Genomic DNA, 21,453 nt, shown 5'->3' on the forward strand with positions numbered 1-21,453 from the left:
CGAAAACCGTTGGCCCGCCGGGGGGCGGCGCCCGCCCCGGGCGGGACCCCGCCCCCCCCGCCGGCGGCGCGCCCGGCGCGGCCGCCGCCGCCGGACCGTCACCAGCTCTCGGGCAGCGGCTTGCCCTCCGCGTACCCCGCCGGGCTCTGGATGCCCAGCACGGCGCGTTCGTGGAACTCGGCCAGCGTGCGGGCGCCGGTGTAGGTGCAGGCGCTGCGCACGCCGGCGCCGATCGAGTCGAGCAGGTCCTCGACGCCGGGCCGGTTCGGGTCCAGGTACATCCGCGAGGACGAGATGCCCTCCTCGAACAAGGACTTCCGGGCCCGGTCGAAGGCGGACTCGGTGGCGGTGCGCAGCCGGACCGCGCGCGCCGACGCCATGCCGAAGCTCTCCTTGTACAGCCGGCCCTCGCCGTCGCGGTAGGCGTCGCCGGGCGACTCGTAGGTGGCCGCGAACCACGAACCGACCATCACGTTCGACGCGCCGGCCGCCAGGGCGAGTGCCACGTCGCGTGGGTGCCGCACCCCGCCGTCGGCCCACACGTGTCGACCCAGCCGGGCGGCCTCGGCCGCGCACTCGGCGACCGCGGAGAACTGCGGGCGCCCGACGCCGGTCATCATCCGGGTGGTGCACATCGCGCCGGGGCCGACGCCGACCTTGACGATGTCCGCGCCCGCCTCGATCAGGTCGCGCACGCCCTGCACGGTGACCACGTTGCCCGCCACCACCGGTACGGGCGGGTCGAGCGCCCGGACCGCGCGCAGCGCCTTGATCATCTGCTCCTGGTGGCCGTGCGCGGTGTCCAGGACGAGGGTGTCCACGCCCGCCTCGATCAGGCCCTCGGCCTTGTGCGCGACGTCGTTGGTGATGCCGATCGCGGCGGCCACGCGCAGGTGTCCGGCCGCGTCCAGGGCCGGCCGGTACAGGGTCGAGCGCAGCGCGCCGGTGCGGGTCAGCACGGCGACCAGGCGACCGTCGGGGTCCACGATCGGCGCGAGCTTGTGCCGGCCCTCGTAGAGCCGATCGAACGCCTCGCGCGGGTCGACCCCGTCCGGCAGGGTGAGCAGTTCGGTGGACATCACCCGCTCCAGTTGGGCGAAGCGGTCCACGCCCAGGCAGTCGGCCTCGGCCACGATGCCGACCGGGCGCCCGCCCTCGGTCACCACCACCGCGCCGTGGGCCCGTTTGGGCAGCAGGTTCAGCGCCTCGCCGACGGTGTCGGTGGGGGCCATCGTGATCGGGGTGTCGTAGACGAGGTGGCGCTGTTTGACCCAGGAGGTCACCTCGGCGACCACGTCGACCGGGATGTCCTGGGGGATCACCGCGAGGCCGCCGCGGCGGGCGATGGTCTCCGCCATCCGGCGCCCGGCCACGGCGGTCATGTTGGCCACCACCACCGGGATGGTGGTGCCGGTGCCGTCGGAGGTGGTCAGGTCCACGTCGAGGCGCGAGCCCACGCCGGAACGCGACGGTACGAGGAAGACGTCACTGTAGGTGAGGTCGTGTGGCGGTACCTGGTCGTGGAGGAATCTCATGTCGCGGTACGTACCCAGCCGGCCCGGCAATCGATCTTCCGGACCGGCGGGGCGAGTTGGCCCGAAGTCCGGCGCGGCCGACCTTCGCGGGCGGCGGATCCGGCCGGAAGGCGGGCGGCGCGCCGGGCCCGGCGGTGGTCGCGACCATCGCGTACAGCGGCTCGGCCACGACATGGCCGCGGCCGGTGGTGACGGGCGGCGCATCCGCGAGGCGCAACCGGCGGTCAGCCACGACGCGTTCCTGTCCGCCGCGTGCCTGGGCCCGGTCGCGCCGGTGTTCGCGGTGTTGTCGATGCCCAGGGGCAAGGGTTCGACGAGCTCCGCCGAGGCGGTGGCCGGCCGCCGACGCGGGGCAGGTTGCGCGCCGGTCCCGCGCGGGGCTCGCACATGTGCCCGGACGCCGAGCGGTGGCCACGGCACTAGCATCGGGCCATGACCATTCGTAGCGCGACAGCTCTGTGGCAGGGCACCATCCTCGACGGCGCGGGCACCATCCGCACCGGCAAGGGCGGTCTGGAGGGGGCCTATTCGTTCAAGTCCCGGTTCGAGGAGGGCGAGGGCACCAATCCCGAGGAACTGATCGGCGCCGCGCTCGCGGGCTGCTTCTCGATGGCCCTGGCCAAGGGCCTGGGCGACGCGGGCTTCCCGGCAAGCTCGGTGGACACCACGGCCAAGGTGCACCTGGTCCGGGTCGAGGGCGCCCCGACGGTGACCCGGATCGACCTGGAGACCGCCGTCGTGGCCGCCGGGATCGACGAGTCGGAGTTCCTCGAGATCGCGGACGTCACCAAGCAGAACTGCCCGATCTCCCGGCTGCTTTCGCCGGGCGCCGAGATCACCCTGACGGCTTCGCTGGGCTGAAGCCGGCCGGTCACGGTACGGACGCCGAGGGCGTCGGTGGCCGTGCGGTCTCCCTACCGACCGCACGCGTGAACCGACCCCTCGACGTCGCCGGCCGGTCGCCCGGCGCCTACGCCCGCGTTTCCGCCGCCGCTGTCTCCGGCTCCACCGGCAAGGGTTTGCGGGCCAGCAGGTAGGCGTGCTGTGTGGGCCGTACACCTTCGCCGGGGTCGGGTTCGCGAATCGTCCGCACGTGCATGGTCAGGCCCGCGTCGATCACCAGGTCGGCGATCCGCTCCGGTCGGCGGCGGTGGAAGTCGAGGTCCACCGATCGGCCGAACGCCTCGGTCAGCCGCAGCGGTTCGTCGCCGACCTGGAAGGCCAGCAGGAGGCGCCCGCCCGGCGCCAGCACCCGGTGGAACTCGGCGAACACACCCGGGAGTCGCTCGACCGGGACATGGATGATCGAGTACCACGCCAGCAGACCGCCGAGGGAGTCGTCCGGCAGGTCCAGGTCCGTCATCGAACCGACCTCGAACCGCAGGTCCGGGTGCTCGCGGCGGGCCACCTCGATCATCCCCGGCGACAGGTCGATCCCGAACACGTCCAGCCCGAGGTCACGCAGATGCGCGCTGATCCGACCGGTCCCGCACCCGACGTCGGCCACGGACCGGGGTCCGGTGTCGGCCGAGCGCACGAATTCGGCGAAGGCGGCGAGTTGGGCCCGGTCGATCGGCTTGTTCGGGAGGTCGGACCGAACGTATTCGGGGTACTCGGTGGCGAAGGCGTCGTAGGACGTCCGGGTGGCGCGGAGGAAATCGGCTTCGATCACGACCGGGCACCCTACCCCCGACCACCGACGACACCCGGCCGCACGGGCCCCGGCGGCCGATCGGGGCGCCGCCGTCACTTGCACAGTCGGGTCGGTTTGAGTTCACTGTTCGCGTGGGGAACAGGGGCGCTGTGGGCGCGACTTCGCTGGAAGGCTTCTGGCCGACCCGGCGCGTCCGGCTGTTCGACGAGGCGTGTCGGTAGGTCACGCCGCGTGTCGTCGCCGTGTGCGTGGCCGTCCCGCGTCCGAACCCGCCCGGTTCACGCGGCAATCCCGATCCCGGGTGGGTCCTCGCCACACCAGCCGAAGGACTTCGCATGTCCGTCACCGATGAACTGTTGGCCAACAACGCCGCCTACGTCGCGGCCTTCACCGGTCCCCTGCCCCTCCCGCCCGCCAAACACGTAGCCGTCGTCGCGTGCATGGACGCCCGCCTGAACGTATACGCGATCCTCGGCCTGAACGAGGGCGACGCACACGTCATCCGCAACGCCGGTGGCGTGATCACCCAGGACGAACTGCGTTCCCTGGCGATCAGCCAACGCCTGCTCGGCACCCAGGAGATCATCCTCGTCCACCACACCGACTGCGGCATGCTGACGTTCGACGACGACGGATTCAAGGGCGCCATCCTGGCCGAGACGGGCATCAAACCCACCTGGGCCAGCGAGGCGTTCACCGACCTCGACACCGACGTACGCCAGTCGATCGAGCGGATCAAGGCCGATCCGTTCGTCGTGTACAAGGACCGGATCCGCGGCTTCGTCTTCGACGTGGCCACCGGCAAGCTGAACGAGGTCGTCTAGCCGAGACCGCCACGCCCACCCCGGGTCCCCCGCCCCGCGCCGGAGCGGGGTGGCCCGGGGCGGGTGTCGGTCGTCGGGGATAGCCTGGCGCGATGGGTAAGACGTTGATGTACCTGGAGATGACCTCGCTCGACGACCTCCGGCCGTCCCGCCCCGTGCCGTCGCTCGCACTACGCCGCGTCGACCCGGCCACACCCCTCGTGCAGGACCTCCAGGCGCGGATCGGCGCGCCGTACGGCTGGCGCAGCGTGACCCGAACCGAGCAGGACTGGGCCGAACTTCACGCCGCGCACCCACTGCGGCAACCCTGGCTGATCACGCACACGGGCGAAACCGCGGGCATCGGCAACCTGGAGCCACAACCCGCCGGCAACGTGGAGGTGGTCACGTTCGGCCTGCTTCCCGAATACGTCGGCAAGGGTCTCGGCGGCTGCGCGCTGACCCTGCTGCTCCGCCAGGCCTGGCACACCGCCCCCGCCGTTGGCACCGAGCCGGTCCGTCGGGTCTGGCTGCACACGTCCTCCGAGGACCACCCCAACGCCCTCGTCAACTACCGCGCCCGGGGCCTGCGTCTCTATGGCATGGAGGCGCACGCCTAGGCCCTTGGACCTTCGGACCCTGTGCCGGTTCGCCGGGTCGGATTCCCTGCCGGTCAGCAGGCGAACGGGTCGGTCGGATCCACGGTGTCGCTGGGGTGGACGAAGGTGCCGGGGCCGGTGGTGGGAGCAGCCGACGCCGGCGTCGGGTCCGCCGCGTCCTGCTCGCGCTGGGCCCGCAGCTTCGCCGAAACCACGTCGGTCCGGGCCCGCAGGGCGCGGATCCGCTCGGCCGCCGCCGCATCGCCGGCGCCGCCCTCGGGCACGGCCGCGACCACCTCGACGCCGTGGGCTCGCGCGGTGGCCACCAGGCTGTCCGCGACGGCGGTCTGCCGAGCCAGCAGGGCGGTCGCGAACAGGCTTGCGCGCAGCGTCTTCTCCCGGCCGAGCAGCCCGCGGTAGGTGATCTCGCAGGCCACCTCCGCGCTGTCCAGGCGACGATCGTCGGCCTGCTCCAGCGACGCGAGAACCACCGTGAGCAGGCCCTCCACCACCTTGGTCACCGCCCACTTGCGGCCGGGCAGCGGCGGCAACACGTCACGGATCCGGTCCACCTCGGTATCGAGCGCGGCCGTGGTCATCGAGGCGAACGCGTCGTGCAGGGTGAGCCGGAGCACCTTCTCCCACGGGATGTCCTCCCCCTCGAAGCCGACCGTCTCCGGGCCGAACCGCACCGCGCCCAGGCCGTCGAGCAGCTTCAAGGGTCGGGCGGTGACGGCCGGCACCTTGGGATGCCGACACACCAGCGCACCCAACGAGAACTCCCAGGCGGCGGTGGCGGGTGCGGCCGGCGCCGGCAGCGCGTCCAGCGTCCCGTGTACCCAGTCCCCCGACGCGACCCGGGCCCGACCGGCCCCGATCCGACCGCCCACCGCTGCGCGCCCCGAAGCCGCCGCGGCCCCCATCGCCCCGCCGATGCCCCGCAGTTGATCCCGTATCGCCACGTCCCCAAGCCCCTCGCCGCACATCGTGTCGCGCCACCCCGTCATGATCACTCTAGAGCCGGTGCCGGCCGCCGACACGAGGCGATCACGCCCGATCCACCGGGCCGGCACGCCGACGGCCCGCCGTCGCCCTGCGGCGAAGCGTGATGGTGGGCGAAGCCGATCTGCCGTAGCGGCACGAGGTGGTGCGCGACGGCATCGACCTGAACATCCGTGAGAGCATCGTGTCCGTCCCGGTGGGCCCCGGTGGAACCGGAGGAAGTACTGCGGAAAAGGCCCTCTGACCTGGTACTTGCATGGCGAGCTGCATGGCAGACTGCAGGGGGAGTTGCACGGTGAACTGCATGGAAAGCTGCATGGGCATACGCATCGCCGACTGCATGGCAATCCGTGCGGAATCCGCACCGGAACCCGCACCCGATCCCGCACGGGCAGCACGGCCGCCCACGCGGAAATCGACACGAACGGCCACACTCCCCGCGCACGCCAACCCTCCCGGCCCGCTGCCCGTCCAAAGATCCACACGTCTGCTACACGTCCCGACGCTCGATCGACCACGCGGCGACGGCCAGCGCGACGCCGAGCCAGACCAGGCACGCCACCACCGCCGTCACCGTCGACGGGCGGCCCGCGTCGGCCGCCCCGGTGGTGCTGCTCAGCGCCTGGAAGGCGGGCTGCAGGGTGCCGCGCCGGACCCCGTCGCCGGCGGCCTCGGTGAGCATCGGAGCGACGAAGAACAGCCCGAACAACCCGGCGATGGCGCCCGCCGAGTGCCGCACGATCGTGCCGAGGGCCAGCCCGATCAGCGCGATCACGGTGACGAACGCACCGGTGGCAACCACCGCGCGCAGCACGTGCGGAGCACCCAGGCCCACGTCCAGGTGCTTGTCCGCCAGGATCGCCTGCCCCAGGAAGAACGTGCCGAAGGCGATCGCCTCCCCCATCACGAGCGTCACGACGCCGGTGACCAACACCTTGGCCGCGAACACCCGACGCCGCCGGGGCACCGCCGTGAACGTGGTCCGGATCAGCCCGGAGCCATACTCCGAGCTGCTCACCAGCACACCCAGCGTGCCCGCCGCGAGCACCACCACGTAGTACCCGCCGCTGAAGCCGAACCGCACCGGGTCGAACACGGCACGCTTCTCGGCCGACATGCCGTCCCAGTCGGCGACCAGATTCCCCAGGTCGAACGCGCCGAGCCCGAGCGCCGCGACCGCGGCGAACACGGCGGTCCAGTAGGTGGACCGCAGCGTGCGCAGCTTGATCCACTCGGCCACGAGCACCCCACGCGGTACCGGAAAGCCGCTCATGCGCCCGCCCCCTCGCCGATCGCGCCGACCGCGCGATGATCCGTCTCGTCCCCGATGATCCGCAGATACGCCTCCTCCAACGAACCCTGCCGGGCACCCAGCTCGTGCACGACCAGGCCGTGTGCGGCGGCCAACTCGCCGATCCGGGCGAACGCGAGGTCCGCGACCGCGAGTGCGCCGTCCGGTTCGGCGGTCACCGTCGCGCCGTGCCCGGTGAGCACCCGGGCCAACTCCGCGCCGTGCGGCGAACGCACCAGCACGTCGCCCCGCGACCCGGTCCGAATGAACTCGGCCATGTCGGTGTCCACGATCACCCGCCCCCGGCCGAGCACGATCACGTGGTCGGCGGTCAGCGCCATCTCGCTCATCAGGTGCCCGGCGACGAACACCGTGCGTCCCTCGGCCGCCAGGTCGCGCATCAGCGTACGGATCCAGCGCACCCCGTCCGGATCGAGACCATTCACCGGCTCGTCGAACAGCAGCACCCCGGGCTCACCGAGCAGCGCGGCGGCGATCCCGAGCCGTTGCTTCATCCCCAACGAGAATCCGCCCACCCGCCGCCGGGCCACGTCCCGCAGACCGGCCCGGACCAACACCTCGTCGACCCGAGAGCGCGGGAGGTCGTTGCTCGCCGCGATGCTCGCCAGATGGTGGTACGCGGCGCGCCCGCCCGGCACGGCGCCCGCGTCCAGCAGCGCGCCCACCCGGCACAGCGGCCGGTCGAACGAGCGATACGGCCGCCCCTCGATCCGGGCATGGCCCGCGCTCGGCGCGGCCAACCCCAGGATCATCCGCATGACGGTCGACTTGCCCGCTCCGTTCGGCCCCAGGAACCCGGTCACCCGCCCCGGTTCGACGGTGAACGTCACGTCGTCCACGGCCACCCGCGCGCCGTATCTCTTGGTGAGTCCGCGCACTTCGATCATCCGCCCTGCTCCGCCCCTCGCTCGATCCGCGCCGCCGACACCGGCACGAAACCGATGCCGCCGACCATGTGCTCCACCGTGTCGGTTCGCGGACGCGCCGTCGTCGGACCGCGGGTCGAGTGCGCGGCCCGATTCGGGGTGCCGTCTCCGACCGTGGTCATAGACCTCCGGGGCGATGAGCCGAACCGGGCTCGCTCCCTACGATCGACGCATGAAATCGGAGCCGCTGCGCCCGTTGACCAAGAGGCTGCGCACCCGACACTGGGTCGCGCTGGACGTGGTCGCGGCCCTGGTCGGGGGCTGGATCGCCACGATGCGAGTGCTGAACGCCTACCACGACTACGACCCGCATCGGCGCGGCTACCCCGAGCCGACCTCGACCCAGCCGACCGTCGCGCTGCTCGCGGTCGCCGTGCTCGCGGTCGCCCTGGCGCTGCGCCGCGCCCGGCCCGGGTGGGCGGTGGGCCTGGTGCTCGCGGCGTGGGCGGTGGTGGTGGGCGCGGCCGGGGAGACCACGATCGCCCTCGCGCTGGGCGGCCCGTTCGTGGTGCTGGTCTCGATGGCCGCGGTGTACAGCGCGGCGGTGGCCTACCCGCCCCGGGCCGGCCTCGCGGCACTCGGCGTCGGCCTGTTCGGCGGCGCGTTGTGGCTGCTCGGTTCGGCCGACCTGCGTCGCAACGCGTGGCTCGCGCTGCTGTTCGTGGGCACCGCGTGGGCGATCGGCTACGCGGTCGGGCGGCATCGCGCCTACGCCGCCGCGCTGCGCGAGCATCACGCCGACCTGGCCCGATCCGAGTTCGCCGAGGAACGGCTGCGGCTGGCCCGCGAGTTGCACGACGTGATCGCACACAGCCTGGGCGTGGTCAACGTGCAGGCGGGGTACGGCGGATTCGTGCTCGACGAACGGCCCGAGCAGGCCCGGGAGGCGCTCACGGCGATCCGCCGGATCAGCGGCGAGACGATCCGCGAGATGCGCGGCCTGCTCGGCGTGCTGCGTGCGGACGGCCCGGCGGATCGGCTGCCCGCGCCGGGCCTGGCGGATCTGCCCGCCCTGCTGGCACGCGCCGCCGAGGCCGGGTTGCGGGTGGAGTTGAGTTCGTCGGGCGACGTGCGCGAGTTGCCCGCCGGGATCCAGTTGTCGGCGTATCGGATCGTGCAGGAGGCGCTGACCAACATCGCTCGGCACGCGCGCACCACGACCGGCCGGGTGGCGATCGACTACCGCGCGGACGCGTTGGCGATCGAGATCCTCGACGACGGGGTGGGCTCGGGTCCGGCGACCGCGGGCGTCGAGGCGTACGAGCCGCCGTACGGGCACGGCCTGGCCGGAATGCGCGAGCGAGTCGGGCTCTACGACGGGGAGTTCAGCGCGGGCCCGTTGCCCGGGCGGGGATTTCGGGTGGCCGCCGTGCTGCCGTTGCGGGAGCGGGTCGGATGAACGTGCGGGTGCTGGTCGCGGACGATCAGGCTCTGGTGCGCGCGGGCTTTTGCGGCATCATCGACGTGGCGCCGGGCTTCACCGTGGTCGGCGAGGCGGGCACCGGTGCGGCGGCGGTGGACCTGGCCCGCCGGGAGCGGCCCGACGTGGTGCTGATGGACATTCGTATGCCGGACATGGACGGCCTGGAGGCGACCCGGCTGATCACCGGTACGGGCGGGGTGCCGGGGGTTCGGGTGTTGATCCTGACCATGTTCGACCTGGACGAGCACATCTACGCGGCACTGCGGAACGGGGCCGCCGGATTCCTGCTCAAGGACACCGCGCCCGAGGATCTGCTCGCCGCGATCCGGGTGGTCGCGGCCGGCGAGGCACTGCTCGCGCCGAGCGTGACCAGGCGGCTGATCGCCGAGTTCGCCGCCCGACCGGCCGCGCCCGACCCGACGTCACCGCCGGCCGCGTTGCGGGCGATCACCACGCGCGAACGCGAGGTGTTGGTGTTGATCGCCGCAGGTCGCACCAACGCCGAGATCGCCCGAACCCTGCACATCACCGAGGGCACCACCAAGACCCATGTGGGTCACCTGCTCACCAAACTCGGCGCCCGCGACCGGGTACAACTGGTGATTACCGCCTATCAGGCGGGCCTGGGCCCCGCCTAGCGGTCGTCGACCGGTGGAAAGGACCCGAGGGCCGTCAGGCCCACCGGGTCGGCGCGGTACCGCGATGCCAGGCGGTGACCGCGGTGGCGTCGGTGGGTTCCACATCGGGCGGCAGGTGGGCCGGGTCGAGCCAGGTCAGCCGGGCGCATTGGTCGGGTTCGGCGTTGACCGGGTCGCCCGACCAGGCGGTGGTGTGGAAGTACCAGCCGATCACCGGTGCGCCGGTCTCACCGAGCACCTGGGACACGTACGCCGTGCGCAGGTCCGCCGTGGCGACGTCGGTGGCGATCTCCTCCTTGGTCTCCCGGGCGCACGCCTCGATGAGGAGTTCGCCCGGGTCGGCCAGTCCGCCGGGCAGGGCGAGCAGGCCGTCGGCGAAGCCGGTGTCCTTGCGTTCCATGAACAACACCGCGCCGTCCGCGCGTTCGAGGATGATGGCGGCATAGGCGATGGCATTGTGGCGGTGGTCGCTCAAGTGTCGCTCTCCCCATGGTCGATCCGGGTGCTTCGGGCGTCGCCCCCGGCTGCACGGCGGTGTCGCCCGCCGGCCCGCGTCGACCCGGGAACCCGGCCCGCGTGCCGGGACACACACCTCCGCCCGGACCAACGACGGGCCACGGACGGACGTCACGCCCGAACCGTCGGAAGCACGTTCGCCACGGGGCGGCGCTGCCGCGCGACTACCCGACCGAATCCGTGTCGCCCGACCACCCGGCCGGATCCGTGTCGCCCGGCTGCCGATATGGCCAGACGTCGTCGGAGAACACCCGCGCGAACCAATGGGGTTGCACGTCCCGCAGCCGCAGCGACCGCCAACGACGCGGGTCGGCCGCTTCCGGTACGCCGACGGCCACATCCGGCCCGTAGGCGAACAAACGTTCCTGGCACACCCCGCAGGGAGCCAACACCCAGTAGCCGCGATCCTGGTCGGCGGCGGTCACACAGACCGAGGCGACCACGCGCCGCCCCAGCTTGTACGCCTCGCAGATCGGGCCGGTCTCGTGACACAGCCGCACCGCGTTGTTCGGCACCTCCGGAGCGGTACCGGTCACGATCGACCCGTCGTCCAGCCGCAGTGCCGCCGCACCGGACCAGTCCTGCCCGGGGAATCGGTTGCGCGCCAACTCGATCGCTGCATCGACGAGTTCCTGATCAACGGTCATGTCGCCACGCTACCGTCCGTGCACCGCCGACCGGCTCGTGCGCCACCGCGGAGCCGATGTCGCCGTCGGTGGTTCGGTGGTTCGGTGGTTCGAGGTGTGCGTGGCGATACGGTCCGGACATGTTCGAATCATCTGAAGACGACGCGCCCGCGACCCCGCCGGGCACGCGGACCGTGCCGCCCGAACACGGGCCGGGGCCGGTCACCGCCGACGACCTGGATCGGGCCGTGCAACTCGCGGTGGCCGCGCTGCGGGGCGTGCCGGCCGCGGCGTGGGAGGCGAAGGCCGGTGCGCTGGAGTGGGATCGTTGGGAGACGGTCGAGCACCTGAGCGACGATCTCTTCGCGTACGCCGCCCAACTGGGCCCCAGGGTCCCACCGATGTCCGGCGAGGTGCCGTTCGTCTGGGCGAGTCGGCGACCGGGCGGCCCGGCCAACGCGATCCACGCGGACCACACGGCGGGCCCGGACGGGTTGTTGCAGGTGCTGGAGGCAAGCGGCGCGCTGCTGGTCGCCATGGTGCGGACGACGCCGTCGAGCGTACGGGCCCACCACACCTTCGGTGCCGCCGACCCCGAGGGCTTCGCCGCGATGGGCATCGTGGAGACGCTCGTGCACACCCACGACCTGGCCGAGGACGTCGGGGTGACCTGGGCCCCGCCCGCCGACCTGTGCGCACGCGTCCTGGCCCGGCTCTTCCCGGACGTCCCGCAGGACACCGACCCGTGGCCGACGATGTTGTGGGCCACCGGCCGCGCGGACCTGCCGGGCCACGAGCGGCGCACGAGTTGGCGCTGGTACGGGGAACCTCGCGAATAGTCGTCCTCGGGGCGGTCGTTGCCGTCCCCCGATCGGGGGACGGCCGCACACCTCCGAGGGATGCCGACGGCCGGCGCTGCGACGGAGGCTGGAATTCCTGCCATCGAAGGGGGAATTCCGGTGTGGCGATGGATCGGGTGGGACCGGGTGGGCCGGGTCGCGGCGTACGGAGCGGTGCTCGCGATGACGCCCTATCCGGTGATCAAGGCGTCGTGGGTGATCGGTTCGCTGATCGGCGTGTTGCCGACCGGCGCGGGGTTCGGCCCGGCCGAGTGGGTGGTGCTCAACACGGCGACGGTGGGCATGGCGGCGATCGGGATCGCGGTGGCCCTGGCGCTGGTTCGCCCGTGGGGAATGCGGATACCGGGCGCTCCATTGGCGTTCTGCGCGTGGGTGGGGACCGGGTTTCTGGTTTCGGTGTTGCCGTATGCGGTGCTGAGTTCGCTGTGGGCGTCCTCGGGTGGCGACTCGGAGTCGGCCGACGGATCGGCGGTGGGGGCCGGTGACGGTGCGGGTGATGCGACGATGCCGGGGTGGGAGGCGGCCCTGATTCAGCTCGGTTTCGTCGGGATGGGGTTGGGGTTGGCGCTCGCGCTGCCCGCGTATCTGCGTCGACGTTGGCCGGACGTACTCGCCGGGCGGGTCGGTGATGCGGTCCGGGATCGGGGCGCGGCCGGCCGGTCGAGCCTGCGGCACGTCCCATGGTCGGCGGTGTCGGGCGGCGGGCTCGGCGTGGTGTGGCTGTACTGGGTGATCGGCGGCACGTGGGGCATCGCGCATCCGCAGGCGCGGGACGCGGATTGGCGGATCCTGACCGGGCTCTGGGGAAGTTGGGCCCTGGTGGCGGCCGTTGCCACCGCGATGATCGCCTGCGGCCGGCCGGGCAGGCTCGCTCGCCGGCTCCCGATCGCGCTGGGCTGGATCGGGTCGGGCTCGCTGTTCGCCTGGAGCGGTTGGAAATTGCCGCTCACCCTGTATGTGGCGCTCGCGAGCCCGCCGGACACGACGTTGCCGGAGAACCTTGCCGCTGCGGCGATCCTGCACGTGATCGCGGTGGGGGCGGGGGTGGCGATGGTGCGCGTGTTGGTGCGGGGGGCGCTGCCGGATCGAGGTCGGGATGGGGATCGGGGCCGCGATCGCGCCGGGATGGGCGGCGACGGTCGTGGTCGGTCGCCGTTGTCGGCCGGGCGCTGAGACGGGGGTGGGCCCGGCACGCCGCCGGTGCGCGCGGGTGCCGGGGCGGGATCATCTGGCCGTCTCGGGTGTGTCGGTGAACTCGTGGATGGCTCGCGCGAGTTCGGTGGGACGGTCGAGTGGGATGAGGGTGTAGCTGTCCCGGATCTCGACCAGTCGCCCCCGGGGGAGGAGTTCGGCCAGACGGCGGCCGTGGTCGGGCGGCATCACGCGGTCCTCGCTCGCCCAGACCACCAGGGCGGGGCGGTCGAAGGCGGGCAGCGACTCGGCGGCGGTGAGCAGGAGGTCGGTGTCCGCGCCCGCCGCGCGCAACATCCGTACCGCGTCGCGCCGGATCTCGGCCCGGGTCAGGATCGGCGCGAGCCAGCGGGCGGTCACCGCGTCGCCGCGCTTGGTCAGCCACCCGAACGCGATCCGCAGGCGGCGCACCGGGCGGAGCCGCATCTGTTGCATGAACAGCCCGAACAGCCGAGGCGAGAGCTTCCCGGTGAGCAGCAGCGTCCGGCCGGTCAGGCCGGGCGGGAAGTTGTCGAACGCGTCGCACGAGGCCAGTACGATCCGGCCCACCCGCTCGGTCGCGCCGTCGCGGATCAGCAATTGCACGAGTGCGCCGCCGGTGTCGTTGCCGACCAGCGTGACGTCGTCCAGGTCGAGGCGGTCGAGGAACTCCGCGACCAGCCGGGCGATTCCGGGCAGCGACAGGTCGGCGTCGGCCCGCATCGCGTGCTGATGCGCACCAAACGGCAACGTGGGCGCCACGCACCGGTGTTCGGCGGACAGCGCGGCGATCGGGCCGTCCCACAGGGAGGCGTCCATCAGCAGGCCGTGCAATAGCACGATGGTGGGACCGGTGCTTCGGGTCTCACCGGTGTCCCGATATTCGATCGTCCCGGCGGACAGCTCGATCTCGCGCAGGGTCATCGGGCTCGGCCTCGCGGGTCGGCGGCGGCCGGGGCGAACTCGGCGGCGGCCGGATCGAAGTCGGCGGCCGGATCGGCGGCCGTTGGAACGGCCTTCGACAAGTGCCGTCGTAGAAAGGTCAGTTCGGCCTCGACCACTTGCTCGTGCGCGCTCGTGAAGGGGGCGTAGTGTCCACCGGGCACCCGGAGCAGTTCGGCGTGCGGGGCCCGACGCGCCACCGCGACGGCCGGTTCGGCGAGCGCGGTGCGATCCTGGTCGCACACCACGATCAGGATCGGGCAGCGTACCCGGTGGGCGTCCCGTCCGGGTCGATACCAGCCGAGGGCGAGCGTGGAACGAGCGGCGACCGCCTGCTGCCAGTCCGGGTGGATGTTGTCCGGGTTCAGTGCCCGGTCCCCCTCCGGCGCGTCCGGCGTCGCGAGCAGCGCGACCGTGCCCCGTGCACCGGCGAGCGGCACCAGCAGCGGCGGGCGGCCGACCGCGCCGCCGAGCGCGTCCAGGATTCCGCGACCGGCGAGGCGCAACAACGCGAGGGACGTCTGGTACCGCGCGGCGGCGCGCAGCACGATCGGGCCGTCCACGTTCGGGGTCTGCGCGATCACCGCCGCGAGGCCCGGTCCGGCCGGGCGCGGCGAGCGGGCCGCGACGCGCAGGACGTGGCCGCCGGAGACGGAGAACGCCCAGCCCGCGAGCCGGGCCGGGTCGACTCCGGGCAGCGTCCCGGCGAACTCGATCGCGGCCTGCCAGTCGGCGAGTTGCCCGCGGATCGAGGCCACCTGGCGCGGCTGCCCCCCGCTTTCGCCGAACCGGCGGTAGTCGAAGGCCAGTACACCGAACCCGGCCTCGTGGAACCGCTTCGCGAACGGGTCGGTGCCCGGTTCCTTGGTCACCGCGAAGCCGCCGGCCATGACCACGCAGGCGCCGTTGTCTCCCGGATAGTGCCACGCGGCGCACCGTGTCCCGCCGCTGACGAAGTGGACCTTCTCGCGTTCCCTGGACGTTGGCACACCGACCTCCGCATGGACGACGCTTCATCCTTCGAAAAAGTGAACCACGCGGTTCGCAAACTGTCCACACCGCTTCCCCGGCCCTTCGGCGCGCTGCGCGGGTGGCCGTCGCGGCTACGCGTCGGCGGCCTCCTCGCGCTCCAGCGCTCGGGTCAGCGCGTCGAATCCGGCGGCGACGCCGTCCAGGTCGCCGCTGGTGCGTGCGTCGACCAGGAAGCCGCGCAATACCGCGAGGATCATCTCGGCCACCTCCAGCTTGCGTCGGTCCGCCCAGTGCTCGGGGCAGACGGCCAGCAGGGTGGGCAGATACTGCTGGGACGCGCCGCGACCGAGTTCCGCGTAACGCTCGGGGTCGTACATCGCCAGGCCGATCGCCTGATCCAGGACCCGCGCCTCCTCGCCGACCAGGATGGGCCACACCACGCGCACCCATTCGCCCAGGGACAACCGGGTCGACCCGCCGCCGGCAGCGGCCGACGACTTGCCTATGCGCCGGTCGCGCAGTTGCACAATCGCCTGCTTGAGCAGGTCGTCGGCACCGTCGAAGTGGTAGAGCAGCACCTTGTGCGTGGTCCCCGCCGCCCGGGCGGCCCGGCGCAACGAGAAGTCGACGAGGCCGTTGACCGCGAGGTCCTCGGTCACCCGATCGAGCAGCTCGCGCCGGCGTGCCTCGCCACGCGGTGAGCCGGCCGAGCGCCGATACCCGGCCTGCCCGGCGCCCGCGGCACCTGCGTCGGCAGAACCTGCGTCAACGGAACCTGCGTCACCTGAGGCGTTCACGTCGACAACACCCATGAGCGAACGTCCTTACCTGATCGGGACGGGGAGGATGAGGAAGCCCGCCGGATCCGTCGACCGCGGCGAGCAGGGCGCCTTCGGCACCCGCGTTGCGTCCACGCTCCGACCCTAGCCTCCGACCAGCGACCCTCCGCCCGCACGACATCGGGGCGTGCGCCGTGAGCCGGCTGCCCCGAGCGACGCCGACGCGCGCAGACTCGCCGTCGACCGCGGCGCGGCCACGGGCAGGCGGAGCGCGGCGGCGTCGCCCGGGCCACGGGTAGGCCGAGTGTGGCGGCGTCGCCCGGGGGCAGGGCGGTCAGGCCGCCCGGCGTCCGGGCCGGGTTCGGTTCGTCGCGTCGGGAGACCCGGCGGCGCAGTTCGCCGGAGGTACCGCGCGGCCGGGTGTCCAGGGAGTAGGCGAGCCCGGCGGCCACGCTCACTGCGGCAGCTCGACGCCGACGACGGGACGGGCCAGGTCACGGCAGGGCCGCCTCGCGCCGTCGGCGGCGGTGGCGGCGTCGGGAGGTGGCCTCGTCCGACGCGAGCCGCAGTACGTGGTCCGCGCCGACCCGCCTCCGGCGCGTTCAGGGTCGACCGGCGGCGCCCGGGTCGGGCGGGTCGGCTCCGATCGCGTCGTCCGCCAGGCCGGCCGCATCGGTTGCGCCGGTATGGGCCAGCAGCGCGCGCAACGCCGCGGCGTCGGACTGGATCCGGTCCTCGTCCTGCCGGTCGTGGTCCAAGTGGGCGAAGGCCGGGACGCGTTCCGGTGTCGGCTCGTCGGGGCGACGTGGGATCAGGTGTGCGTGCAGGTGCGGGATGTCGTTGCCGAGCAGGGACACGTTGAGTTTGGGCACCGGCCGATAGTGCGCCTCGATCGCGCGGCCGGCCGAGGTCACCTCGGCCATGAAGCCCGCGAGTTGGCGGGCGGACAACGCGGTCAATCGGGCGACGTGTCCCCCGGTCCAGACCACCACGACGTAGCCGCGTACCCGACCGGCGCGCCACAGATACGCGTTGCCGTACACGCCGCGCTTGAGCAACAGCCCCCAGCCGATGTCGGGCGCGGTGAAGTCCTTGGCGCACATCGAACAACCGGCGCCGGCGTCGGGTTGCGCGTACCGCTCCGGCCAGGTCGACGCGGCGAACGGGCGGGGTCCGGGCACCTGGGAACCACACACGACAGCCTCCAACTCGAACGGGGACAAGAGCCTGCTTGCGGCTGCAAACGTTCGGTTGAAGAAACGATCGCCTTCGGACGGACGTCACGCCTCGATCCGGCCTGTGACCCGCCCGCAGCATGCCCGGGACACACTCGCGACGGACGTCGCCCGGCAATGCCCACGCCGATTCGGCGGCACTCTCCGGCGGCATCCGGCCGACTCGGCTCCGACTTCGTCCGAAGCCTGCGCAAACGTGGGGAAGACCACCCGTACGAGTGGAGGCCGCGGAAGGTGACTCGGCCCGCCCGCCGAACACCCCGACCGACGAATCGGCGCTTGCGGAGCGGTCGTCGACAGCAGGCCCTCGGCCGCCCGGTCCCACGAACGTACCTGCCGGCCGTCCCACTCCCACTACGCTGAACTGCTCGGCCGGCCAAGGGGGATGGATGCGTGTGCGGATCGGCGACCGAAGCGGCGGCCGGGCCTGGGCAACGTGAGTGCCGCGCCACACGATCCGCACGGCTCCCGGGTGGTCCTGGTCGGTTCGCACGACTTCGCGCACCTGACACCGCTGCCGGCGGTGGCCCGGAACCTGGCCCGCCTGCGCGAGTTGCTCACCGATCCGCAGGTGTGGGGGCTGCCGGCGCAGAACCGTGTGGTGATCGAACAACCCGAACACCGTGACCAGGTCCTGGACGCGCTGACCGACGCGGCCGCCGCCGCGACCGACCTGGTGCTGCCGTACTACGCCGGCCACGGCCTGATCTCGCCGGACACCGAGGACCTGCTCCTGTCCCTGCCGCACTGCCGCCCCGACCGCGTCTACACCACACTGCCGTTCCAGGACGTGCGCAACGTGCTGCGCTCGGCCCGTCGCGTCCCCGCCAAGGCGGTACTCCTGGACTGCTGCTTCGCCGGCCGCGCCCTGACCGGCGCAATGGGCACAAAGGACAGCCGACTTGCCGAACTCTCCCGGGTGGAGGGCACCTACGTCCTGGCCGCGGTGTCGGCGACCCGGCAGGCGGTCGCCCCGGTCGGCGAGCGATACACCGCCTTCACCGGCCGGTTGACCGACGTCCTGGAGCACGGTGTCCCGGGCGGGCCGCGGGCCTTGGACCTGGCCACCGTGCACGCCCATCTGCACCGCGTGTTGGCGGAGTCGGGCTTCCCCGCACCGCAACAACGCAACGACGACCACGGTGCCCGGATCGTGCCGTGGTGGAACCGACACCCCTCGGCGACGACCGACTAGGCGCCTCGATTGGCGCCACACATAAGGGAGTTGCTGCACGCCCAGGCCATCGCCGCCCGCAACTTCACCTGCCGGCTGTACGACGCGCCACTCGACGGCCTGGCCACCGTCTACGTACGTCAACAGGTCCGCAGCGCGCCGACCACCGGCACCGCGGTCGAAGTCCGCGAGGAGTTCCGTAAGCACGAGCGCAACCGACCCGACGCGGAGCGCCACAGGCGACAGTTCGTACCGATGGAGTCGGCCGTACAACCGGTGGCCCCGGCCCGGGCCGCCGAGGAGACCCTCGGGCTGCACCGCCATGTGCTGATCACCGGCGGTGCCGGCCAGGGCAAGTCGACGCTGAGTCTGCAATTGGCGGCGTCGCCGGCCGCCGCCTACGCGACGGGCTCGACACGGGCGACGGACGCGACGCGAGCAACGGACACCGCGACCGACCCGACGGGCGCCGCTCGAACGGTCCGCCCCGAACGGCTGTTGCCGCTTCGCGTCACGGCCGGCCGGCTCGCCGCCGATCGCAGCGCACTGGTCCGCCTGCTCCGCATCCTGTCCGCCGAAACGACGTGCCGGCCGCGACCGACACGGACCCGTGCGTGCGGATCGCGGCCGTCTGCGCCCTGGCCCGGTGCGGCCCCGAGCACGTCGCGCCGGCGACCGAGGCCCTGCGTACCGCCGCCTGTTCGGCTGCGACGGACGTCCTGGCCCGGGTCGACGCCGCGACGGGAATCGCGGCCCTGGGTCCCGAACACGCCGATCTCGCGGCCCGGACGCTGCGCGAGATTCTCGGCGACGCGAACAGCAGGGCCGGCCGGTACCACCGACACCTACGCCCGGCGCGCCGTCGAGCGCATCGTGCGCGACTTCGGCCAGGGATACGCTCCGTAACAACCCACCACGCCGAAGCCCGAGCCGCCCCCGCCTACTCCCGGCCGACCACATCGCGCAGAATCAATGCTCCCGCGCGGCCCGACCGTGGTCTACGCGCGCCCACCCACCAAAAGCCCGCCCCCCCCCCCCGCCCCGACCGAAAGCGAGCCACCCCCATGCCCACCCAACGCCCCGAGCCGCCCGTGATCGCCGGCGAGCGCGAGATGATCCGCAGCTTCCTCGACTACCACCGGGCGACGCTTGCGATGAAGTGTGACGACCTCTCCGACGAAGACCTGCGCCGCCAGTCGATGCCGCCCTCGACCCTCTCCCTGCTCGGCCTGGTCCGACACATGGCCGAGGTCGAACGGAACTGGTTCCGACGGGTGATCAACGGCGAGGACATCCCGCTCGTGTGGTCGGACCAGGGCGACTTCCAGGTGGCCTACGACGCGAGTACGTCCACCCGCGCGGAGGCGTTCGGCGCCTGGGAGGCCGAGATCGAGCACTCGCGCCGGATCGAGGCCGCCGCCGAATCCCTCGACGTGACCGGCCACAACGCCAAGTGGGACGAGGAAGTGTCGCTGCGCCTGGTCATGCTGCACCTGATCCACGAGTACGCCCGACACAACGGCCACGCCGACTTCCTCCGCGAGGGCATCGACGGCACGGTCGGCCCCTGACCCACCCGCCGACTGCGGCATCGATGGCCGCGGTCGGCCCGTTCGCCCTGCCTTGGCCGCGCGACCCACGGCGGCGGCGGATCCGAGCCGCCCATCGGGCCCGGATCCCGGCCGCCGCCGAGTCGTATCCGGCTGCCCGAATCCGGGGGGACACTTCACGCCGAGCAGGGGACCATCCACGCCACTTCCCGGATCTGTATTGCGCTTGACCATCCGGATATGCTCCGGCAGTGATCGACAACACGGTTTCATCGCACATGGCACGCCTTGTGCGAGATGCCGCGCTCGGGGCCGGGGTGGCCCACAGCGAACTCGCGCATCTGCCGGGCCTGGAGCCGGAGACGCTCGCGGATCCGCTGTTGCGTGTGCCCACCGCGACCCTGGTCCGACTCTGGGAACTGGTCGCACACGGCAGTCCGGCGGGCGCGGGCGTCCGAGCCGCGGAGACCGCCGCGCAGGGGCGACTGCACGTCTGGGACTACCTGTTCACCACCGGCGGTACGTTCGCCGACGGCTGCCGCGACGCCGCCCGCTACCTGCCGACCATGACCGACCCGGGCGCCGAGATGACGGTGATCGAGGAGGACCGGCGGCTGACCATCACGTACGGCATCGCGCCCTACTCGCCGGCGGCGGTGACCGTGATCGACGAATTCGCGATGGCGCTCATGCTCAGGCGGGCCCGGGACGCACGCGGGCCGGGGGTGGTCCCCGTCCACGTCGCCCTCGCCCACGAGGCCCCGAAGAACCACCGACACCTGATCGAGGCGTTCGGCACCCGCGCCATCGACTTCGGCGCCCGCACCAACTCGGTGACCTTCCTCGACCTTGACACCGAACCACCACGCCCGGCCGGCCCGAACGACGAACTCGCCCTGATCCTGCGCCGATACGCGGACAACGTCCTGGAGAACGCCCGCCCCGCAGCAGGCTGGCACGGCAGGTTCCGCTCCGAAGTCGCCCAAGCCCTCGGCGAGGAACTCAGCCTCGAACTCGTCGCCCAACGCATGGCCATGAGCCCACGCACCCTCCAACGCCGGCTGAGCGACCTGGAAACCACCTGGCGCGACGAAATCGAATCCGTCCGCCACGAACGCGCCGGCACCCTGCTCCGCGAAACCGACCTCCCCGTCCAATCCATAGCCGGCCGCCTCGGCTACACCGACGCCCGAGCCCTACGCCGAGCCTTCCACCGCTGGACCGGCCAAACCCCCGACGCCTACCGCCGCACCCCTACCCCACACACGTGACACTCCCTTTTCCATATGAAAAGTTCCACCATTCGAATACCGGCTTCACCAAGGGAAGTCCCCACGCAGGTGGAGGTGGGCGGATGGAGACGAGACACGATGAATGGAGCAGTCCGATGCCCCTGCCGTGAAGGTCGCCAGGTTCTCGCGCGACGGTTGGCCCGCAGCGGTCCAAGAGTTGCCGGCGGACCGATGGCAGGTCCGGCTCGGGTAGGTCACACCGGCCGCGAGGGGGCCGTACTGGCGCTGTACATCTCGTCGGCCGGTGCGATGTGGGTTTCCCGTGCTGCTCGGCTCCAGCCGCGGGTGTACTCGACCATCCATCGGCCGTCGGTGTCCTGCCAGACGCGGGTGATAGTGCCGAAGTGGTGGTTGCCGTCGCCGAGTTTGCGCCACAGGTTGTCGCCGATGGTCCACGGGGACGAGTGGGGCATGACCTCTCCAAGCCTGGGTGTGAGTGATGGTG

At 72.3% G+C, this 21,453-nt stretch carries 24 protein-coding genes; 11 read left to right on the forward strand and 13 right to left on the reverse strand.

The features are described from left to right. Positions 1–98: 98 nt before the first annotated feature. On the reverse strand, positions 99–1,535 hold the full coding sequence (locus ACFXMF_RS36590) for a GuaB1 family IMP dehydrogenase-related protein (protein WP_360310908.1): 1,437 nt from the start codon (positions 1,533–1,535) through the stop codon (positions 99–101). 432 nt (positions 1,536–1,967) lie between these two features. On the opposite strand from ACFXMF_RS36590, the gene ACFXMF_RS36595 reads away from it, so the two are divergent. After that, positions 1,968–2,396, forward strand: coding sequence for an OsmC family peroxiredoxin (locus tag ACFXMF_RS36595; RefSeq protein WP_360310906.1), 429 nt, complete (start codon positions 1,968–1,970; stop codon positions 2,394–2,396). Between the two features lie 109 nt (positions 2,397–2,505). Here ACFXMF_RS36595 and ACFXMF_RS36600 read toward each other — a convergent pair whose 3' ends face one another. Further along, positions 2,506–3,207 carry a class I SAM-dependent methyltransferase gene (locus tag ACFXMF_RS36600; protein WP_360310904.1) on the reverse strand — a complete coding sequence of 234 codons (702 nt, stop codon included), beginning with the start codon at positions 3,205–3,207 and terminating at the stop codon, positions 2,506–2,508. Positions 3,208–3,524: 317 nt separating this feature from the next. Between ACFXMF_RS36600 and ACFXMF_RS36605 the strand changes: the two genes are divergently transcribed. Next, complete coding sequence (locus ACFXMF_RS36605; RefSeq protein ID WP_360310902.1) at positions 3,525–4,013, forward strand: carbonic anhydrase; 489 nt, start codon at positions 3,525–3,527, stop codon at positions 4,011–4,013. A gap of 92 nt (positions 4,014–4,105) precedes the next feature. Continuing rightward, a complete protein-coding gene (locus ACFXMF_RS36610) occupies positions 4,106–4,612 on the forward strand; it encodes a GNAT family N-acetyltransferase (protein ID WP_379988622.1) in 507 nt (168 codons plus the stop codon). Positions 4,613–4,665: 53 nt separating this feature from the next. Here the strand turns inward: ACFXMF_RS36610 and ACFXMF_RS36615 are convergent, their stop codons facing one another. The 4 genes from ACFXMF_RS36615 to ACFXMF_RS36630 all read right to left on the reverse strand — a co-directional run bounded on the left by ACFXMF_RS36615 (position 4,666) and on the right by ACFXMF_RS36630 (position 7,953). Next, a complete protein-coding gene (locus tag ACFXMF_RS36615; protein ID WP_379988620.1) occupies positions 4,666–5,553 on the reverse strand; it encodes a hypothetical protein in 888 nt (295 codons plus the stop codon). Between the two features lie 530 nt (positions 5,554–6,083). Next, entirely contained in the window at positions 6,084–6,866 is a 783-nt protein-coding gene (locus ACFXMF_RS36620; RefSeq protein ID WP_379988619.1) for an ABC transporter permease subunit, read from the reverse strand. Then, complete coding sequence (locus tag ACFXMF_RS36625; protein ID WP_379988617.1) at positions 6,863–7,792, reverse strand: ABC transporter ATP-binding protein; 930 nt, start codon at positions 7,790–7,792, stop codon at positions 6,863–6,865. The genes ACFXMF_RS36620 and ACFXMF_RS36625 overlap by 4 nt, the downstream gene beginning before the upstream one ends. Beyond that, a complete protein-coding gene (locus ACFXMF_RS36630; RefSeq protein ID WP_379988616.1) occupies positions 7,789–7,953 on the reverse strand; it encodes a hypothetical protein in 165 nt (54 codons plus the stop codon). Before ACFXMF_RS36630 ends, ACFXMF_RS36625 begins: the two co-directional genes overlap by 4 nt. 50 nt (positions 7,954–8,003) lie before the next feature. Between ACFXMF_RS36630 and ACFXMF_RS36635 the strand changes: the two genes are divergently transcribed. Both ACFXMF_RS36635 and ACFXMF_RS36640 read left to right on the forward strand, forming a co-directional pair. After that, positions 8,004–9,230, forward strand: a complete 1,227-nt coding sequence (locus ACFXMF_RS36635; protein ID WP_379988614.1) for a sensor histidine kinase — start codon at positions 8,004–8,006, stop codon at positions 9,228–9,230. Further along, positions 9,227–9,892: a response regulator transcription factor gene (locus ACFXMF_RS36640; RefSeq protein ID WP_360310888.1), complete on the forward strand. Its 666-nt coding sequence runs from the start codon at positions 9,227–9,229 to the stop codon at positions 9,890–9,892. The genes ACFXMF_RS36635 and ACFXMF_RS36640 overlap by 4 nt, the downstream gene beginning before the upstream one ends. Before the next feature lie 34 nt (positions 9,893–9,926). Here the strand turns inward: ACFXMF_RS36640 and ACFXMF_RS36645 are convergent, their stop codons facing one another. Continuing rightward, the gene (locus tag ACFXMF_RS36645; RefSeq protein WP_360310886.1) at positions 9,927–10,367 is read right to left on the reverse strand and encodes an NUDIX domain-containing protein; all 441 of its coding nucleotides are present in this window, start codon (positions 10,365–10,367) and stop codon (positions 9,927–9,929) included. A 205-nt stretch (positions 10,368–10,572) separates the two neighbouring features. Next, on the reverse strand, positions 10,573–11,055 hold the full coding sequence (locus ACFXMF_RS36650) for a cytidine deaminase (RefSeq protein ID WP_360310884.1): 483 nt from the start codon (positions 11,053–11,055) through the stop codon (positions 10,573–10,575). Between the two features lie 119 nt (positions 11,056–11,174). On the opposite strand from ACFXMF_RS36650, the gene ACFXMF_RS36655 reads away from it, so the two are divergent. Together ACFXMF_RS36655 and ACFXMF_RS36660 are read left to right on the forward strand one after the other, a co-directional pair. Continuing rightward, a complete protein-coding gene (locus tag ACFXMF_RS36655) occupies positions 11,175–11,873 on the forward strand; it encodes a hypothetical protein (RefSeq protein WP_379988611.1) in 699 nt (232 codons plus the stop codon). 183 nt (positions 11,874–12,056) lie between these two features. Further along, positions 12,057–13,067, forward strand: coding sequence for a hypothetical protein (locus ACFXMF_RS36660; RefSeq protein ID WP_379988625.1), 1,011 nt, complete (start codon positions 12,057–12,059; stop codon positions 13,065–13,067). 51 nt (positions 13,068–13,118) lie between these two features. Here the strand turns inward: ACFXMF_RS36660 and ACFXMF_RS36665 are convergent, their stop codons facing one another. From ACFXMF_RS36665 to ACFXMF_RS36680, 4 genes are all read right to left on the reverse strand, one after another. Next, a complete protein-coding gene (locus ACFXMF_RS36665; protein WP_379988610.1) occupies positions 13,119–13,988 on the reverse strand; it encodes an alpha/beta fold hydrolase in 870 nt (289 codons plus the stop codon). Continuing rightward, on the reverse strand, positions 13,985–14,995 hold the full coding sequence (locus tag ACFXMF_RS36670) for an alpha/beta hydrolase (protein WP_360310878.1): 1,011 nt from the start codon (positions 14,993–14,995) through the stop codon (positions 13,985–13,987). Before ACFXMF_RS36670 ends, ACFXMF_RS36665 begins: the two co-directional genes overlap by 4 nt. Positions 14,996–15,109: 114 nt before the next feature. Next, positions 15,110–15,637 carry a TetR/AcrR family transcriptional regulator gene (locus tag ACFXMF_RS36675; RefSeq protein WP_360310876.1) on the reverse strand — a complete coding sequence of 176 codons (528 nt, stop codon included), beginning with the start codon at positions 15,635–15,637 and terminating at the stop codon, positions 15,110–15,112. 722 nt (positions 15,638–16,359) lie between these two features. Next, positions 16,360–16,938: an HIT family protein gene (locus ACFXMF_RS36680; protein WP_379988608.1), complete on the reverse strand. Its 579-nt coding sequence runs from the start codon at positions 16,936–16,938 to the stop codon at positions 16,360–16,362. A gap of 490 nt (positions 16,939–17,428) precedes the next feature. On the opposite strand from ACFXMF_RS36680, the gene ACFXMF_RS36685 reads away from it, so the two are divergent. From ACFXMF_RS36685 to ACFXMF_RS36700, 4 genes are all read left to right on the forward strand, one after another. Next, positions 17,429–18,187: a caspase family protein gene (locus ACFXMF_RS36685; protein WP_379988606.1), complete on the forward strand. Its 759-nt coding sequence runs from the start codon at positions 17,429–17,431 to the stop codon at positions 18,185–18,187. Between the two features lie 9 nt (positions 18,188–18,196). Further along, entirely contained in the window at positions 18,197–19,072 is an 876-nt protein-coding gene (locus tag ACFXMF_RS36690) for a hypothetical protein (protein WP_379988604.1), read from the forward strand. A 158-nt stretch (positions 19,073–19,230) separates the two neighbouring features. After that, positions 19,231–19,737, forward strand: coding sequence for a DinB family protein (locus ACFXMF_RS36695; protein ID WP_360310870.1), 507 nt, complete (start codon positions 19,231–19,233; stop codon positions 19,735–19,737). A 257-nt stretch (positions 19,738–19,994) separates the two neighbouring features. After that, entirely contained in the window at positions 19,995–20,987 is a 993-nt protein-coding gene (locus ACFXMF_RS36700) for a helix-turn-helix domain-containing protein (protein WP_379988602.1), read from the forward strand. A 215-nt stretch (positions 20,988–21,202) separates the two neighbouring features. On the opposite strand, the gene ACFXMF_RS36705 is transcribed toward ACFXMF_RS36700, so the two are convergent. Continuing rightward, a complete protein-coding gene (locus ACFXMF_RS36705; protein WP_360310866.1) occupies positions 21,203–21,421 on the reverse strand; it encodes a hypothetical protein in 219 nt (72 codons plus the stop codon). Positions 21,422–21,453: the final 32 nt, after the last annotated feature.

Source organism: Embleya sp. NPDC059213, from assembly GCF_042754445.1.
GTDB lineage: Bacteria > Actinomycetota > Actinomycetes > Streptomycetales > Streptomycetaceae > Embleya.

What these genes read in the sequence shown, in the direction of transcription:
- ACFXMF_RS36705 (WP_360310866.1), bottom strand. Translation starts at nt 21,421, where the DNA reads ATGCCCCACTCGTCCCCGTGGACCATCGGCGACAACCTGTGGCGCAAA.
- ACFXMF_RS36620 (WP_379988619.1), bottom strand. Translation starts at nt 6,866, where the DNA reads ATGAGCGGCTTTCCGGTACCGCGTGGGGTGCTCGTGGCCGAGTGGATC.
- ACFXMF_RS36605 (WP_360310902.1), top strand. Translation starts at nt 3,525, where the DNA reads ATGTCCGTCACCGATGAACTGTTGGCCAACAACGCCGCCTACGTCGCG.
- ACFXMF_RS36660 (WP_379988625.1), top strand. Translation starts at nt 12,057, where the DNA reads ATGACGCCCTATCCGGTGATCAAGGCGTCGTGGGTGATCGGTTCGCTG.
- ACFXMF_RS36630 (WP_379988616.1), bottom strand. Translation starts at nt 7,953, where the DNA reads ATGACCACGGTCGGAGACGGCACCCCGAATCGGGCCGCGCACTCGACC.
- ACFXMF_RS36640 (WP_360310888.1), top strand. Translation starts at nt 9,227, where the DNA reads ATGAACGTGCGGGTGCTGGTCGCGGACGATCAGGCTCTGGTGCGCGCG.
- ACFXMF_RS36625 (WP_379988617.1), bottom strand. Translation starts at nt 7,792, where the DNA reads ATGATCGAAGTGCGCGGACTCACCAAGAGATACGGCGCGCGGGTGGCC.
- ACFXMF_RS36590 (WP_360310908.1), bottom strand. Translation starts at nt 1,535, where the DNA reads ATGAGATTCCTCCACGACCAGGTACCGCCACACGACCTCACCTACAGT.
- ACFXMF_RS36635 (WP_379988614.1), top strand. Translation starts at nt 8,004, where the DNA reads ATGAAATCGGAGCCGCTGCGCCCGTTGACCAAGAGGCTGCGCACCCGA.
- ACFXMF_RS36700 (WP_379988602.1), top strand. Translation starts at nt 19,995, where the DNA reads ATGGCACGCCTTGTGCGAGATGCCGCGCTCGGGGCCGGGGTGGCCCAC.
- ACFXMF_RS36650 (WP_360310884.1), bottom strand. Translation starts at nt 11,055, where the DNA reads ATGACCGTTGATCAGGAACTCGTCGATGCAGCGATCGAGTTGGCGCGC.
- ACFXMF_RS36665 (WP_379988610.1), bottom strand. Translation starts at nt 13,988, where the DNA reads ATGACCCTGCGCGAGATCGAGCTGTCCGCCGGGACGATCGAATATCGG.
- ACFXMF_RS36695 (WP_360310870.1), top strand. Translation starts at nt 19,231, where the DNA reads ATGCCCACCCAACGCCCCGAGCCGCCCGTGATCGCCGGCGAGCGCGAG.
- ACFXMF_RS36610 (WP_379988622.1), top strand. Translation starts at nt 4,106, where the DNA reads ATGGGTAAGACGTTGATGTACCTGGAGATGACCTCGCTCGACGACCTC.
- ACFXMF_RS36655 (WP_379988611.1), top strand. Translation starts at nt 11,175, where the DNA reads ATGTTCGAATCATCTGAAGACGACGCGCCCGCGACCCCGCCGGGCACG.
- ACFXMF_RS36595 (WP_360310906.1), top strand. Translation starts at nt 1,968, where the DNA reads ATGACCATTCGTAGCGCGACAGCTCTGTGGCAGGGCACCATCCTCGAC.